The organism is Azospirillum humicireducens (genome assembly GCF_001639105.2).
Lineage (GTDB): Bacteria > Pseudomonadota > Alphaproteobacteria > Azospirillales > Azospirillaceae > Azospirillum > Azospirillum humicireducens.
The window spans coordinates 3,124,965-3,140,000 of the sequence record NZ_CP015285.1 but is presented as its reverse complement, the minus strand read 5'-3'; the positions used below and the strand labels follow the sequence as shown (position 1 = coordinate 3,140,000).

Annotated in this window: 9 protein-coding genes (1 of these 9 cut by a window edge); 4 read left to right on the top strand and 5 right to left on the bottom strand. The window is 67.9% G+C overall.

Annotation, left to right across the window (positions count from 1 at the left end):
* Positions 1 to 871: the 5' portion of an LLM class flavin-dependent oxidoreductase gene (locus A6A40_RS14545; RefSeq protein ID WP_063636009.1), read on the bottom strand. The gene continues 128 nt to the left of window position 1, outside the view; only the first 871 of its 999 coding nucleotides appear in the window; it begins with the start codon at positions 869 to 871; its stop codon lies off the left edge, out of view.
* Between the two features lie 413 nt (positions 872 to 1,284).
* Between A6A40_RS14545 and A6A40_RS32280 the strand changes: the two genes are divergently transcribed.
* The 3 genes from A6A40_RS32280 (at position 1,285) to A6A40_RS14530 (ending at position 8,677) form a co-directional block, all read left to right on the top strand.
* Positions 1,285 to 4,029 (top strand): GAF domain-containing hybrid sensor histidine kinase/response regulator, encoded by a 2,745-nt coding sequence (locus A6A40_RS32280; RefSeq protein ID WP_063636008.1) that lies wholly within the window; start codon positions 1,285 to 1,287, stop codon positions 4,027 to 4,029.
* 270 nt (positions 4,030 to 4,299) lie between these two features.
* Positions 4,300 to 7,023: an HAD-IC family P-type ATPase gene (locus A6A40_RS14535; RefSeq protein ID WP_063636007.1), complete on the top strand. Its 2,724-nt coding sequence runs from the start codon at positions 4,300 to 4,302 to the stop codon at positions 7,021 to 7,023.
* A 148-nt stretch (positions 7,024 to 7,171) separates the two neighbouring features.
* Positions 7,172 to 8,677, top strand: a complete 1,506-nt coding sequence (locus A6A40_RS14530) for an L-lactate permease (protein ID WP_063636006.1) — start codon at positions 7,172 to 7,174, stop codon at positions 8,675 to 8,677.
* Positions 8,678 to 8,702: 25 nt separating this feature from the next.
* Here the strand turns inward: A6A40_RS14530 and A6A40_RS14525 are convergent, their stop codons facing one another.
* Together A6A40_RS14525 and A6A40_RS14520 are read right to left on the bottom strand one after the other, a co-directional pair.
* Positions 8,703 to 9,281, bottom strand: coding sequence for a BLUF domain-containing protein (locus A6A40_RS14525; RefSeq protein ID WP_146191563.1), 579 nt, complete (start codon positions 9,279 to 9,281; stop codon positions 8,703 to 8,705).
* A 184-nt stretch (positions 9,282 to 9,465) separates the two neighbouring features.
* Positions 9,466 to 11,271, bottom strand: a complete 1,806-nt coding sequence (locus A6A40_RS14520) for a carbon starvation CstA family protein (RefSeq protein WP_063636004.1) — start codon at positions 11,269 to 11,271, stop codon at positions 9,466 to 9,468.
* 250 nt (positions 11,272 to 11,521) lie between these two features.
* Between A6A40_RS14520 and A6A40_RS14515 the strand changes: the two genes are divergently transcribed.
* Positions 11,522 to 11,722: a YbdD/YjiX family protein gene (locus A6A40_RS14515; RefSeq protein ID WP_063636003.1), complete on the top strand. Its 201-nt coding sequence runs from the start codon at positions 11,522 to 11,524 to the stop codon at positions 11,720 to 11,722.
* Here the strand turns inward: A6A40_RS14515 and A6A40_RS14510 are convergent.
* Positions 11,670 to 12,617: a YihY/virulence factor BrkB family protein gene (locus A6A40_RS14510; protein WP_063636002.1), complete on the bottom strand. Its 948-nt coding sequence runs from the start codon at positions 12,615 to 12,617 to the stop codon at positions 11,670 to 11,672. The two genes, A6A40_RS14515 and A6A40_RS14510, sit on opposite strands and share 53 nt — an antisense overlap.
* A gap of 252 nt (positions 12,618 to 12,869) precedes the next feature.
* Positions 12,870 to 14,720 carry a right-handed parallel beta-helix repeat-containing protein gene (locus A6A40_RS14505; protein ID WP_063636001.1) on the bottom strand — a complete coding sequence of 617 codons (1,851 nt, stop codon included), beginning with the start codon at positions 14,718 to 14,720 and terminating at the stop codon, positions 12,870 to 12,872.
* Positions 14,721 to 15,036: the final 316 nt, after the last annotated feature.

The following is a 15,036-nucleotide window of genomic DNA, read 5'->3' as shown; positions in this document are numbered from 1 at the left end:
CCGCCACCTGATCGGGCGTGCCGACCGCCGCCATGGTGCCGAGCGCGCGTTCCACCATCATCTTCTCGGCCGGGCCGCTCCACCACGCCTCGATGTCGTCCACCGGCGGCGGCAGCTTGCCCGGCGTGCCGCGGCGCAGGCTGGCGAACTGCTGCTGGGCGGAGGAATAGATGCGCCGCGCCTCGGCCTCGGTATCCGCGGCGAACAGATTGACGGCGACCATGGCATAGGGCTTGTCCAGCATCGCCGACGGTTCGAAACGGGCGCGGTAGATCGCCAGCGCCTCCATCAGCATGTCGGGCGCGAAATGGGAGGCGAAGGCGAAGGGCAGGCCCAGCATCGCCGCCAGCTGCGCGCTGAACAGGCTGGAGCCCAGCAGCCACAGCGGCACCTTCAGCCCGGCCCCCGGAACGGCGCGGATGCGCTGGTTCGGCTCCGGCTCCTCGAAATACATCTGCAGTTCGACGACATCCTGCGGGAAACGGTCGCCGCTGTCGCTCATGTCGCGGCGCAGAGCCCGCGCCGTCATCATGTCGGTTCCCGGCGCCCGGCCGAGCCCGAGGTCGATACGGCCGGGATAGAGCGATTCCAGCGTGCCGAACTGCTCCGCGACCACCAGTGGCGCATGGTTGGGCAGCATCACCCCACCCGAGCCGACGCGGATGGTCGAGGTGCCGGCGGCGACATGGGCGATCACCACGGCGGTGGCGGCACTGGCGATGCCCGGCATGTTGTGGTGCTCGGCCAGCCAATAGCGCTTGTAGCCCCACTTCTCCGCATGGCGCGCGAGGTCCAGCGTGTTGCGGAAGCTGTCGGCGGCGGTCGCCCCCCACACGATCGGGCTGAGGTCGAGGACGGAAAAGGGGATCATGGCGCTATCCATAAACTGGAGCCGTAATGAGGGACCGCCTGGCGGCCAATGGTTAACAACCAAGGTATGGTGGTCTCGGGACGAGTTCCACGCCGCCGCCCGCGCGGCTGCCTTGCATCGGCCGCCACCTCGTGTTCCCACATGACCGGAACCGCACAAGAAACCGATGGCGGCTGTAATGGTCCTGACAACATCTGCAGGAGCTTGATGTCACGCCGGCATGACGAATCAAGAAACCTACTCCCAAATGGCTAGAGAAGCCGGATTGCCACTCCTCGGACGATTCAATATTCTCGCGCCATGATTCGGAGAAAATCCCATATTTTTTGTCGGAGCATTCGGCATCGGCGCCCGGAACCGGCGCAGGCCGATGTGAACGGCTTGTGGATGACCGCCTCCGGGGTATCCGGCACATGATGGCCGGCCGGGTCTGGGAGGATGCGGCCCGGCTTCGCCGCGCCGGCAAGCACGATAAGGACGGCACCGGCATCGGGACGCCGGACAGGCCGGGATGCATGCCGGACATCTTCACCGGCGGCGGCGAGATGGGCGCGCGGATGCGGGCAATGGACTGGTCCGCCACGTCCCTGGGCCCGGCGGAGGGCTGGCCGCAATCGCTGCGCACCATCGTCAACCTGATGCTGACCTCCAGCTTCCCGATGTTCGTCGTCTGGGGGCCGGAGTTGAGCTTTCTCCACAACGACAGCTACCGCCCGTTCCTGGGCGGCAAGCCGGAGGCGCTGGGCCGTCCCTTCGCCGAGGTGTGGGCCGACATCTGGGAGGATCTGGCCCCCCTGGTCGTGCGGGCGTTGGCCGGCGAGGCGACCTACCACGAGGACCGGCTGCTGGTGATGCAGCGGCACGGCTACCGGGAAGAGACCTATTTCACCTTCTCCTACAGCCCGGTCCGCGACGAGACCGACCGCGTCGCCGGCATGTTCTGCGCCTGCACCGAGAACACCGCGCGGGTGCTCGCCGAACGGCGTCTGACCTTCCAGCTCGATCTGGCGGAGCGGCTGCGCGGGCTGAACGATCCGGTCGGCGTCACCGCTGCTGCAGCGGAGGCGATCGGCCGCCATCTGGGGGTGGCGCGGGCCGGCTATGGCCGCATCGATCCCACCGGCGCGACGGTGTCGGTGGAACGGGACTGGAGCGACAGCGGCATGGCCAGCCTGTCGGGGGACCGGCCGCTCGACAGCTTCGGCTCCGCCGTGATGGCCGAACTGCGGGCCGGATACACGCTGCGCGTCGACGACGTGACGACCGACCTGCGCACCTCCGGCAGCGCCCACGCGGAGGCCTTCGCCGGCATCGGGGTGCGGTCGCTTCTGGTGGTGCCCCTGCTGAAGGCCGGACAGCTGACCGCCATCCTCTTCCTGCACGAAACCAAGCCGCGCCATTGGACCGAGGCCGATGCCGCTCTGGCCGAGGACGTGGCGGAACGAACCTGGGCGGCGGTGGAGCGCGCGTCGGCCGAAACGGCGCTGCGCGCCGCCAACCAGGCCCTGATGCGCGAACGCGCCGCGGTTGAAGCGGCAAACGCCCGGCTGGCGGCGGAAGGGGAGCGGCTGCGCACCCTGTTCCGGCAGGCGCCCGGCTTCATGTGCGTGCTGCGCGGGCCGACACATATCTTCGAATTGGCGAACGACACCTACCTTCAGCTCGTCGGCAAGCGCGATGTGCTGGACCGCCCGGCGCGCGAGGTTTTGCCGGAGGTGGAGGGGCAGGGCTTCTTCGAACTGCTCGACCGCGTCTACAGCTCCGGCGAGCCCTTCGTCGGCCGGAACATGCCGATCCGCTTCCTGCGCCGTCCGGACGGGCCGCTGGAGGAACGTTATCTCACCTTCGTCTACCAGCCGATCAAGGACGAGGCGGGACAGGTCACCGGCCTCTTCGTGGAGGGCAGCGACGTCACCGAGGCCAAGCGGGCGGAGGAGGAGCTGCAGCAGCTCAACGTCACGCTGGAAGCCCGCGTCGCCGAGGAGGTGGCCGAGCGCGAGCGCGTGCAGGTGGCGCTGCTGCAGACCCAGAAGACGGAGGCGCTCGGCCAGATGACCGGCGGCGTCGCCCACGACTTCAACAACCTGCTCCAGGCCCTGTCCGGCTGCCTGCACATGATCGAGAAGCGGGCCGAGGGAACGCGCATCCAGCCGCTGGTCGATGCCGGCCGGCAGGCGGTGGACCGTGGCGCCAAGCTGGTGCAGCAGCTGATGGCCTTCGCCCGCCGGCAGGCCCTGCGGCCGGAAACCGTCGATCTGCGCGACCGCGTGCTCGGCATGTCGGAACTGCTGAACCGGGCGCTGCGCGCCGACATCCGGCTGGAGATCGACTTCACCGCCGGGTTGTGGCCGGTGGAGGTCGATGCGACGCAGCTGGAACTGGCCCTGCTGAACCTCGTGGTCAATGCGCGCGATGCGATGCCGGAGGGCGGGGTGCTGGCCATCCGTGCGGACAATGCGACGCTGGAGCCGCGAGACCCGCAGGCGCCCGACGGGCTGTCCGGCGACTTCGTGCGGCTGACGGTCGGCGACACCGGGACCGGCATGCCGGCCGAGGTGCGGGCGCGCGCCTTCGACCCCTTCTTCACCACCAAGGAGATCGGCAAGGGCAGCGGGCTCGGCCTGTCGCAGGTCTACGGCTTCGCCCGCCATTCCGGCGGCACCGCCTGGATCGACAGCGAGGAGGGGCGCGGCACCACCATCGGCCTGCTGATCCGCCGTTCCGGCACCGCCCCCCAGGCGGAGGCCGGGCCGGCAGCCCGGCCGGCCGGCGCCCCCCGCACCGGCGGCCATGTGCTGGTGGTGGAGGATGACCCGATCGTCGCCCTGACCGTCGCCACGGCACTGGAGGATGCCGGCTTCACCATCACCCGCGCCGCCACCGCGGACGAAGCCCTGCCGCTGCTGGCGGCCGGCCAGTTCGACCTGCTGTTCAGCGACGTGGTGATGCCCGGCAGCATGAGCGGCGTCGATCTGGCACGCACCGCGCAGCGCCTCTACCCCAGCCTTCCAGTGGTGCTGGCGACCGGCTACAGCGAGGAGGTGGTCCGCGCCACCGGCGTGATGGTCCTGCCCAAGCCCTACCGCATCGAACATCTGGTCGGCGTGCTGGATTCGATGCTGGCCGAAGCGGTCCGCCCGCGCCCCGGCTTCGGTTAAGACACCGGACCGTTCGGTGATTGAGCCAGATTAAGGACGCCTCCCCGGTCCGATGCTCTACTGTCGGGGTCAACATGCAGGGCAATCGCAATCGACAACCATGACGCCATGCAGGTGAAACCCGTCATTCCCGCGAAGGCGGAAATCCAGCAATTCCAGCTGTTTCCACAAGAGTTTCCTGGTTCCCCGCCTTCGCGGGGATGACGAGAGCACCCTCATAGGCCTTGGTTTCCAGATGTGATCGCCTCGGGTCAACCAGGGAGGCAGTTCATGGCACCGCTGGCCGAATCGGGCTCCACTGCGCAAACGCCTGCCGACATTCCATGGCATGCGCTCGACACCGCCGCAGCCGCCGGCCGGCTCGACAGCCCGGACGAGGGGCTGAGCGGCACGGAGGCCGCGGCACGGCTGGAACGCTTCGGCCCCAACCGCCTGACCCCGCCGAAACGGCGGCCGCCCTGGATGCGCTTCCTGGCGCAGTTCCACAATCTGCTGATCTATGTCCTTCTGGCGTCGGGTGCCGTGGCGCTGCTGATGCGGCACTGGACGGACGCAGGCGTGATCTTCGGTGTCGTGCTGGTCAACGCGCTGATCGGCTACATCCAGGAGGGCAAGGCCGAACAGGCGCTGGAGGCGATCCGCAACATGCTGTCGCCCCAGGCGGTGGCGATGCGCGACGGCCATGCCGTGACCCTGGCGGCGGAGGAGCTGGTGCCGGGCGACCGGGTGTTCCTGGCCTCGGGCGACCGGGTGCCGGCCGATTTGCGGCTGGAGCGCACGAAGGGGCTGCTGGTGCAGGAGGCGGCGCTCACGGGCGAGTCCGTCCCCGCCGCCAAGGCTTCCCTCCCCGTTGCCGCCGATGCGGCTCTGGGCGACCGCCTGGGCATGGCCTATGCCGGCACGATGGTGGTCCAGGGCCAGGGCACCGGCATCGTGGTGGCCACCGGCGACGGCACGGAAATCGGACGGATAGGCCATCTGCTGGCGTCGGTCGCGTCGGTGGAAACCCCGCTGCTGCTTCAGATGGCGCGGTTCGGCCGCTGGCTGACCGGCGGAATCCTGCTGCTGGCGGCGATCACCTTCGCCTTCGGCCGGCTGGTGCATGGCGAGCCGTGGCAGGACATGGTGCTGGCGGCGGTCGGGCTGGCGGTGGCGGCGATCCCGGAAGGGCTGCCGGCGGTGATGACCATCACGCTGGCGGTGGGCGTGACCCGCATGGCCAGGCGCAACGCCATCATCCGCCATCTGCCGGCGGTGGAGACTCTCGGCTCCGTCGGCACCATCTGCACCGACAAGACCGGCACCCTGACCCGCAACGAATTGCTGGTGCAGTGGGTCGTGACTGCCGACGGCACCTATCGCGTCGGCGGCAGCGGCTATGCGCCGGAGGGGGAGTTCAGCCGCGACGGCCGCCTCGCCGACCCGGCGCGCGAGCCGGTGCTGCTGGATCTGGCCCGCGCCGCCCTGCTGTGCAACGACGCCGACCTGCACCGCGATCCCGGCGGTGGCCCCGGCGGAGACTGGCTGCTCGCCGGCGACCCGACCGACGGCGCGCTGCTGGCGCTGGCGATGAAGACGGGGCTGGAGCCGGCCGACGAGCTGGGCCGATGCCCCCGCCGCGACGCCATTCCCTTCGAATCCGAACGCCAGTTCATGGCGACCCTGCATCACGACCATGCCGGCCACGGCATCCTGGTGGTGAAGGGCGCGCCGGAACGCGTGCTGGCGCTGTGCGAACGCGAGCGGCGGGCCGGCGGCAGCGGGCCGCTGGACCGGGAGCGCTGGTCCGCCCTGACCGCCGATCTTGCCGGCCAGGGGCAGCGGGTTCTGGCGCTGGCGATGCGCCGCACCTCCATCGACCTGTCGGAACTGATCGTCGACGATCTGGCGGACGAGGGGCTGGAACTGCTGGGGCTGTGCGGCCTGATCGACCCGCCGCGGGCGGAGGCCCTGGCAGCCGTCGCCGCCTGCCGTCAGGCCGGAATCGCGGTGAAGATGATCACCGGCGACCATGCCGCCACCGCCGCCGCCATCGGCCGGACCTTCGGCCTGCCGGACGGAGTCACCAGCGGGCCGGAGCTGGACCGCATGGACGAGGCCGGCTTCGCCGCCGCCGCCCGCGCCAACAGCGTCTTCGCCCGTACCACGCCGGAGCACAAGCTGCGCCTGATCGCGGCGCTCCAGGCGGACGGCGGGACAATCGCCATGACCGGCGACGGCGTCAACGACGCCCCGGCGCTGAAGCGCGCCGATGTCGGCGTCGCCATGGGCCGCAACGGCACCGAGGCGGCGAAGGAAGCGGCGGCGATGGTGCTGGCCGACGACAACTTCGCCTCCATCGTCCACGCGGTGGAAGAGGGGCGCACCGTCTACGACAATCTGCGCAAGACCATCCTGTTCATGCTGCCGACCAACGGCGCCCAGGCGGTGGTGATCCTGGTGGCGGTCCTGTCCGGCACCATCCTGCCGATCACGCCGGTGCAGATCCTGTGGGTCAACATGGTGACGGCGGTGACGCTGGGGCTGGCGCTGGCCTTCGAAGCGCCGGAACCCGGCGTCATGGCCCGCCCTCCCCGCCCGCGCGACGAGCCGATCCTGTCCGGCCCGCTGATCCGCCGGATGCTGGTGGCGCTGGTCCTGCTGGTGGCCGCCAGCTTCGGTTTCTTCCATGTCCAGCGGATGCAGGGCGGCGGGATCGAGGTGGCGCGCACCATGGCCGTCAACGCCCTGGTGGTGGGAGAGATCTTCTTCCTGCTGAACGCCCGCGGCCTGCACAGCCACGCCGGCCTGCTGGCCGGCATCGCCGGCAGCCGGCCGGTCTGGCTGTCCATCGCGCTGATGACCGTCCTGCAGCTGGTCTTCACCTACGCCCCGCCGCTGCAATCCCTGTTCGGCACCGCCCCCATCGGCGCCGCCGCCTGGGCGGCCATGATCGCCGCCGGGGGACTGCTGTTCCTGCTGGTGGAGTTGGAGAAGCGCCTTTCGAAGGGCTAAGACGCTCCGGTTGCCCATAGCTCTGTGCATAGCTTCCCCCCTGCCGCCGAGGCCCGGCAAGGTTGCAGCCGGGGAGATATACTAGTATCCCAAGGAGACGGCCGCCGACAGTGCCGGCCCTCCCCTTCCGGACACCCCCTGCCCGATCATGACCCTGGCCTTCCACATGATGCCGCTCGTCGGCACGATCCTGCTCCTTGTCTCCCGCCGCGTCAGCCTGCTGACGGCCGGGCTGGCCGGCATGACGCTGGCGTTCGTGACGATGATCGCCGCGCAGGCTCCGCTCGCCGGGATGCCGGACATGGCCATGCTGAACATGGCGGTGCTGACCAAGGCAGCCGTGAAGGCGGGCGAAGGGGCGTGGCTGGCGTGGCATGCCATGTCGATCATCGCCGCCGGCCTGCTGTTCCACCGCGCCTATGAGGCGCGCGGCATCCAATCCGCCGCGGTCGCGCAGGAGAACCGCCGGCGCGCCGTCTTCGTCGCCTGTTTCCTGGTCGGCCCCTTCGCGGAGTCGGTGACCGGGTTCGGCGTCGGACTGGTCGTTGCCCTTGCCATGTTGCGCCATATGGGGCTGCCGCCGGTCCAGGCCGCTGCCCTCGGCCTGTTCAGCCAGGTGCTGGCGGCCTGGGGCGCGATGGGGGTCGGCACGCGGGTCGGGGCCGAGTTGATCGGCGTGACCTTCACCGAGCTCGGGACGGCCAGCGCCCTGCTGATGGCGGTGGTGCTGCCCTGCCTGCTGCCGGTGTTCTGGGGACTGATCCACGGCTGCGGCCTGCGCTCCACCCCGCGCGAGCGGGTGGGCGACGTCGGCCTCCTGCTGTGTCTGGCCGGGCTGATCTGGCTGACCAACCGCTTCGTCGCCCCGGAACTGGGCGGCGGGCTGGCGACGGGCGTGCTGCTGGTGCTGGTGGAGGGGCCGCGCCTGCTGCGTAGCGATGGTGGCGGGCCGCGAATGGCGATGGCGGGGCTGATGGAGCGGCTGTGGCCCTATGTGCTGCTGATCGCGGCGCTGATGGCGACGCGGCTGCTGCCGCCACTCTCGGACTGGACGGCGACCTTGCTGGTGCTCGACCCGTTCGGCGGGCTGGCCCCGCTGGCCCTGCTGCGCCATCCCGCCACTTGGCTGGTGGTGATCGCCGCCATCCTGCTGGCCGGGCTGCCGGCCGCCAAGGCGGGCGAGGTGATCCGCGGCGCCCTTCGTGCGGCGCTGGTGCCGATGGCGGCAACGCTGGTCTTCGTCGAATTCGCCGCCTTCATGGCTGCATCCGGCGGCGCGGCGATGTTCGGACAGGCATGGCGCGAGATCGCCGGACGCTTCGCCGTGCTGGCGACCCCGCTGTTCGGCGGTGCCGCCGGCATGCTGACCGGTTCCAACACCGCGTCCAACGCCCTGATGATGCATATCCAGCTGAGCCTCGCCGCCGAGAGCGGCCTGCCGCCGATGCTGACCGCGGCGATCCAGACCGTTTCGGGGAGCATCTGCACCATGCTGACCCCCGGCCGCATCGTGCTTGCCGCCGGCCTCGTCGGACTGCAGCAGGCGGAAGGCGCCATCTACCGCCGCGCCTTGCCGATCGGGCTGGCCACCATCCTGTCCCTGCTGGCTGTGGTCGTCCTGATGGCCGGGGCAAAAAGCTGGGGCCTGATATAGCGTCCGGCTGCGCAGTGCCGCCGCCCTACCGCCCGATCATGTCGTCGATCCGCGGGATGCGGCCCAGGCCGCCGCCGCCAGCCGCAGGTGCGATGGCGGTCATCGAACAGGCGTGCCGATAGGCCACCGCGAGCACACCCATGGCAAAGGCCGGGTCCATGGACGGGACCAGCATCTCGTCGCAGGCGTATTCCGACCCGAACACCGTCTTGCAGAGGCTGTCATCGTCCAGGAACATGACGTTCATCGCCCAGGCGCCGAACCGTCGCCGGGGGATGCCCTGTTCGGAATAGACGATCCTGATGTTGCCGTGGCGCGTGTCCCGATGGACGCGCTGGAGCGCTTTGGTGACATCGGACCGCTGTCCTTCGATCGACTGAAGGAACACGCCACCGCATTCCACCATGAAGCCTGTGACACCGGCCTTCCTGTTGCTCCGTGCCGCCTCAAGGCATGACTGCTGGATATCGAGATAGGAGAGCAGAATCGTCAACTGGCTTCGGAAGACAACCTGCAACATGCTCGCGTCTCCACCAGAGATGTCTAAACCATTCGGACACTGATGCGATCTCTCCAAAATTAAGGCAAACACCAGCAACGTCACCGCACAAAATGGCCCACTGACTTTCCGTGCATGGCCTGACAACGGAAGACGGAAACCTCCCTACCCTTTCGATCAACGGGTCGGCCAGGCGGAGCACAAACGAAACGGGCCATGTGGGATGTCCCACATGGCCCGTTTCGTTTGTCAGGCTCCGGTCCGGACGGACCGCGTCAGGAAGGTCTCCTCACTCTGCCGGGGTGGCGACCATCGGAACCTCCAGGGCGCGGGCCTGGAACAGCTCCTTCCACTTCTTCAGGGCAGCGATCAGGATCACGAAACCCAGCGTCAGCATGATGATGGAGATGCCGGCGTTGAAGGGGTTGTAGCCCTTGGCGGCCTTGTTCAAGTAGACGTTGGCGATCATCCAATAGCCGGCGACGTTCACGGTGACGAACAGATAGGCCAGCGGAACCAGGCAGGTCAGCATGTAGACCCGCTTCTGCGCCAGCCGCAGGATGATGGTGGCGCCGATGATCAGGCCGACCGAGGCCATCAGCTGGTTCGACACGCCGAACAGGGCCCAGACCGAGTTGATGTCGCCCGAGGTCAGCAGATAGCCCCAGGCCACACAGGCGATGACGCTGGCGATGATCGAACCGGGAACCCAGTCCAGCCGCTTCATCGGGGCATAGACGTCGCCCAGCAGGTCCTGGATCAGGTAACGGGCGACGCGGGTGCCGCTGTCCACGGCGGTCAGGATGAACACCGCCTCGAACATCACCACGAACTGGAAGAAGTAGGAGGCGAGGCTGTTGAACCACGGAACGCGGGTGAAGATCTCGGTCATGCCGACCGCCAGCGTCACCGCACCGCCGGTGCGGCCGTAGAGGTCGAGGCCGATTTCCTGGCTCAGCCGCGGCAGATCGACCACGCTCATGCCCAGGGCCTTGAAAGCCGCCGGCGAGGAGTTGATGGCGAAGTAATCGGCCGGATGCAGCGAGGTGGCGGCGATCAGCGCCATGACGCCGACCAGGCATTCCGCCAGCATGCCGCCGAAGGCCACCGGACGGATGTCGCTCCACTTGTCGATCAGCTTGGGCGTGGTGCCCGACCCGATGAAGGCATGGAAACCGGAGATGGCGCCGCAGGCGATGGTGATGGAGATGAAGGGCCAGACCGGGCCGTTCAGCACCGGGCCGCCGCCATGGATGAAGTCGGTCAGGGCGGGGAAGCGGATCTCCGGGTTGATGAAGACGACGCCGACGACCAGCGCGCCGAACACGCCGACCTTCATGAAGCTGGACAGGTAGCCGCGCGGGGTCAGCAGCAGCCACACCGGCAGGGCGGTGGCGAAGAAGGCGTAGATGGGCAGGATGATGGCGACGGTCTCGGCATGCAGCGTCAACCACTCGCCCAGCAGCGTGCCCTGGATGTAGGGGCCGGCGAAGACCGAGGCGGCGATGGCGGCGATGCCGACCTGGGTGGCGCCCTTGGACGAGCCGGTGACCTTCTCGTAGAGGCCGAGCGCGATGGCGATCGGGATCGTCATGAACACCGCGAAGGCGCCCCAGGCGTTGCGTTCCAGCGCATGGACGACGACCATCGACAGGCCGGCCATGGTGATGGTGATGATGAACAGCATCGCCAGACCGGTGCACCAGCCGGCCACCGGGCCGAGTTCGGCCTTGGCGACCTCGGACAGCGATTGTCCCTTGTGCTTCATCGAGGCGAACAGCACGACCGTGTCATGCACCGCACCGCCGATGACGCAGCCGATCAGCAGCCACAGGAAGCTCGGCAGATAGCCGAACTGGGCGGCCAGCACCGGGCCGACCAGCGGGCCGGCGGCGGCGATGGCGGCGAAATGCTGGCCGGCGTTCACCCACTTCTTGGTGGGCACATAGTTCTTACCGTCGGCCAGGATGTGGGACGGGGTGACTTCCGAATCGTCGGCACGAAGAACCTTGCGCACGAAGAACACGCCGTAGAAGCGGTAGCAGAGCGTAAGGATGCAGAGTGTCGCGATCACAAAGGTTAGGGCGTGATCCATGACGGCTCTCCTGAAAAGGACGTGCCATCGGTCTACGCCGCCAATCCAAGCCCGTGGGGTGGAATGCCGCGAGCGGCAGTCAGGACGTGCCGAGCGGCAGCGGACAGGGGCCGAGCGGCGCCGCTCAAATCGCCATAGCGCCGCTCGGTGCGACGATGCCGCCGTTCGCCGGGAATCGGCCCCTTGCGCCGGGCGACGGCGCTAGTGTGGGACATCCCACACTGCCGGACAGCATCCCGGAGGCCAATCCATGTCCAGCTCGACCGCCCCCTGCCCCACGCCGCTGCGCAAGGCGCTGACAAACCTGCGCCGGCTGTTCAACGACGACTCCTATGAGCGTTACCGCGAGGCCCAGGCCCGGTTCGCTCCCGACGAGCCGCCGCTCGACCGCCGGAGCTTCAAGGCACGGCAGATCCTGATGACGCTGGGGCGGGGCTGCTGCGGCCGATAGGAGGGCGGCCATCAGGAAGATCGTGCGACCGGCTGCCCTTGCGCTCCGAATAGGCGCGGGTCAGCTCCGCCCCGAACAGGAAGATGACGGCGGAATAATAGACCCACAGCAGGATCAGCACGAAGGACCCGGCAGCGCCATAGACCGTCACCACGCCGCTGGTGGCAATGTAGAAGCCGATCAGGAGCTTGCCCACCGCGAACAGGAAGGCATTGACCGCAGCCCCCAGCCACACGTCGGTCCAGCGGATGCGGGTGTCCGGCAGGATCCGGTAGATCAGCGCGAACAGCCCGGTCAGCACCGTCCAGGACACCGCCATGTCGAACAGCCACAGCAGCGACGGCATCGCCGGCAGATAGCCGGCGGCCCACCCGGCAGCCCACCCGGCAGCCCAAGTGCCGACCGCCGCCAGGGCGGCGCTGACCACCAGCGAGACGATCAGCAGGAAGCCGATCGCCCCGATCAGCGCCAGGGCCTTCAATCTCACCCGCACCAGCCATGTGATGGTCGATTCCTGTGGCGCCGCCACCTTCCAGATGCGGTTCAGCGCGGTCTGCAGTTCGACGAAGACGGTGGTGGCGCCGACGACGATGGTTCCGATGCCGATGATACTCGCCAGGATGCCGGTGTCCCGCGCGCCGGCCCGTGCGATCAGATCCTGCAGGGTCTGGCCGGCCTCCCGCCCGACCAGCGCCGACAACTGCTCGACCAGCGCGCCCCGTGCCGCCTCGTCGCCGAAGACCAGCCCGGCCAGCGCGATCACCAGGATCGCCAGCGGCGCCAGCGAGAAGATGGTGTAGAAGGCGATGGATGCAGCCATGCTCATCGCGTCGTCGTCGATCCAGCCATAGGCCGCGTCGAGAACGATCGCCCACCACCGCCGCAGATGCCCCATCGCCGCCCCCCGATTTCCGCGTCACCGGTCAGGTAACACCAGCGGCTCTTGATCCTGACCTGTCAGGATCAAGAGCTTCGGCGGCATGGGCCGCCGCCGCGCCAGTCGGCGCGGATACCAGCGGTCATCATCAATGACCGCTGGTATAACACCGGCGGCGGCATTTCGGTCACGCGCGGCCCGAACGGCAACGGGCCGCCCGTCGCCGGGCGGCCCGCTTTCACGTCCTTGGGTTGGAGCGGGCGGGACCGATCAGCCCAGCAGCCCGATGTCGCCGTAGGGGATATGGTCGAAGCCCATCCCATGAACCGGTGAGTTCGCCGACAGGCTGAAGTCGTCCGCCCCCGGATTGACGAAGCCGGGATTCAGCGTGACGGAGCCCTTGTCGTATCCCGCGGCCTTCCACTCCGCCAGATCGCCCTTGCCGCCGCCGGCCATCACCTGCGGCCAGACATCGAACAGATCCTTGGACGCATCCAGGTTGCTGTAGAAGTTGTCGTGGATGTTGCCGACCCCGGCTGGGCCATAGATGTGGACGGCCATGCCCTCGCTGACATCGACGACATTGCCGGAGATGTCGTTGCCGCTCATCGCCTTGCCCTTCCAGCCGCTCCAGGCGACATCCTGCTGCAGGCCGATCTGGGCGCCGCTGTTGCCGGCGATCACATTCTCGGTGACCGTGTTGTTCCAGCCGCCATGCAGGAACACGCCGCCGATGTTGTCATGGACGACGTTGCCCTTCACCGTGGCGCCGCTGGTCCAGTCGTCGAGATAGATGCCCCAGCTCGCCACGCTGCCAGACGGGTTGGTGGCCGTGGTGCCCGACACGTCGTTGTTGACGACGCTGTGGCCGGTCAAATCCTGCTGGCGGTTGATCAGGTAGATGCCGCCACCGTCGTTCGAATCCAGGTTGGCGTCGATCACCTTGTTGAAGGCGATGGTCGCGCGGTAGGTCGCGTCGCTGCCGTCCGTCTGGACCGAGCCAACGGCGATGGCCTTCTCCGGAGAATTTTCGATCTGGTTGTGGGTGATCTTGACGTCGGAGCTGCCGTTGACCCAGATGCCGGCGTCGCCGCGGTCGGCGGCGTTGGGGTGGCGGATCAGGTTGTCGGACACCAGCGTGGCGTTGGAGCCGGCCTTGACGAAGACGGCCTCGGCACCGGTGCGGTCGAACTGGTTGCCGATGACCTTGCTGTTGGCGCTGTTCTGCACCGTGATGCCATAGCCGCCGCCGGTGACGCTGTTGTTGGCGAAGGTCAGGCCGGCGGCATTGTCGGCGAAGACATAATGACCATTGGCGACGCCGCCGGTGAAGGTCAGCCCTTCGATGGTCACATCCTTGGCGCCGCCGAGGCCGAAGGACACGGACGCCTGCGCGCTGCCGTGGATCACCGCCTTCTCGTTGCCGTAGCCGGTGAAGGTGACGCCCGAATCCTGGCCGTCCAGCCAGATCGGATTGTTCGGGTAATAGTCGCCGCCGCGCACATAGGTGGTGTCGATGGTGGGATCGGCACGCATGGCGGATTGCGCCTTCTGCAGCGAGGCGAAGGGGCCGTCGGTGCCGTCGGCATTGGGGGCGGCGAGCTTGCCGGACCAGCTGTCGTTGCCGTTCTTGGCGACATAGAAGCCGGGGCCGCTCGGCTTCGGCACGCCCGGAGTGGGTTCGCTGGGCGTGGGCTCGACAGGGGTCGGTTCGGCGGGCGCCGCCACCTTGTCACCGGCGAAATAGCTCTTGCCGGCCTCCACCGCCAGCGTGCCGTTCCACCACATCTGCTTCTGGCCGGCCACCACATCACGGCCATCCAGCGCGCCCTTGTCGTAGGTGACGATGTCGTCGGTCGGCAGGACCGATTTGCCGTTGATCGAGATCTCGTTGACGATCAGGTTGCGGTCCTTGCCGTTCACATATCCGTCATTGTCATACCGAACCTGCACCGTGTGGGCCTGGTCCTGTGCGACGTCCGTCTTGAAGACGAAGTCCTTGGCCGTGCTGCCCGTGGTGCCCTCACCGATCTTCTTGCCGTCGACGAGCAGGGTGAAGTGCGCCCGTTCGGTGCCTTCGGCGGTCACGATGATGGTCGAGTTCCCGGAGGTCGTGGCCATTGATCCGTATCCTTAGCGGTTGCGATGCGGCGCCACGATGGTCGGACCGCTGGGGCAATGGTGAGCCATTTTCCCAGCATTGGACGAATAGGTGGTAATTTCTGTTACAATCGTGAGATCAATCTCCAATACGCACAAAAGTTCATTGAACGGAATAGGCGAGACGCCCGTCAAATCCCTTGGATTCATCCCTTGCGATGCTTCCGGCTTCCCAGTGGTGTTCTTCCGGATACCCGCCGGACAACTGGGCCAGCGCCTTGTCTCAACAGGTCAGCAAAAGCAAAAAGGCCCCTGCCGCTCGGGAAGGAGCCTTTTC